1 protein-coding gene is annotated in these 1,255 nt (G+C 64.9%); it reads right to left on the reverse strand.

Translation table 11 applies throughout. From position 1 onward, the window contains the following. Nucleotides 1-1,255 (reverse strand): carbohydrate porin OprB (oprB, locus tag HMPREF2581_RS12750; protein WP_019396298.1); only part of this gene is annotated, 1,255 nt, incomplete at both ends.

Raw genomic sequence — 1,255 nt, forward strand, 5'->3', positions numbered from 1 at the left:
AGAACACCGTCTGGATCTTGATCCCCGCCACCAGCGCGTTGTCGACCTCGTCGACCCCGCCCGGCTGCTTGATGTATTGCAGGTTCGGCCGCACCGTCAGCCAGTCGGTCACATGCACCCCGTAGTACAGCTCGGCGTTGTACTCGGTGTCCTGCAGCGGCTGGTACAGCGGGTTGTCGTAGTCGTCGATGCCGTTCACCTGGTTCACCAGGCGCTGGCGCTTCTTCACATCGTCGTTGACGTGGATGCGCGCGATGCCCAGGCCGATGTCGTCCTTCGGCCGCGCATCGAACGGACCCTTGTAGACCACCCCGAGCTGCTGGTAGTTGTCCACCACGTTGGTCGCCTTGTCGTGGACCGTCAGGTTGGCGAACAGGCTCAACCCGCGCGAAGCATCGCCGTTGTGCGAAGTGACCTGCTGCTGCGCCACCACCCACCAGCCATGCTTGCTGCCGCGCGACTTGAAGTCGTTGCCGGTCAGCCCCTGCGGCTGGCCGTCGACGTCGTCGTAGACGTCATCGGCCTTCGCCGTGCTGTAGTAGTAGCCCAGCCGGTACTCGCCCGGCAGTTGCTCGGCGCCGACCTTCGGCTGCCAGATCAGCTCCACCGGCAGCAGCGCGCCCTTGGTCCCGCTGCCGCTCATCTTGAAGCCGTTGCCGGTCTCCAGGTTCGACGGGTTCTGCTCGTAGGCGCCGACCTGCACGTACCAGTCCGGCGCGAAGTTGTACTTCACCCGCAACGCCCACTGGCTGACCGGCCAGTTGTACCAGATGCTCCCCGCCCAGTTGCCCACCTGCGAGCCGCAGAAGGCCAGGTTCTGGAAATCGCAGGGGAAGCTGTTGAAGTCCTCGCCCTCGCCGAAACGGCCGAATTTCACGTCCAGCGCGCCGTCGAAGTACTGCTGCTTGAGCCACAGCTGGGTCAGCCGCCAGGTCTGCCCGCGGCCCCAGACCTCCTGCACCGAGCTGATGTGCCCGGCACGCGGGTCGCCGATGCGGTCGTTGGAAAGGTTCTTGCCGTTGCGCTCGGTGACGGTGAACTGGAACTCGGTAGCCTTCCAGCCGAGGATCTTCTCCAGGTCCATGTGCACGCCCAGGGCGAACTGGTCGGTGTAGCGTCCGGTCTTGTCGTCGTCATAGCCGCCATCGAGGTTGGCCGCCGCCTCGCCGACGTACTCCAGCTTGAAGTCGTAGCCCTTCTCCAGCAGCTCGGTGCGCTTGCCGCCCCAATCGCCGAGCATCCATTTCGAGTTCGG

This window comes from Pseudomonas sp. HMSC057H01, assembly GCF_001836405.1.
Taxonomy (GTDB): domain Bacteria; phylum Pseudomonadota; class Gammaproteobacteria; order Pseudomonadales; family Pseudomonadaceae; genus Pseudomonas; species Pseudomonas aeruginosa.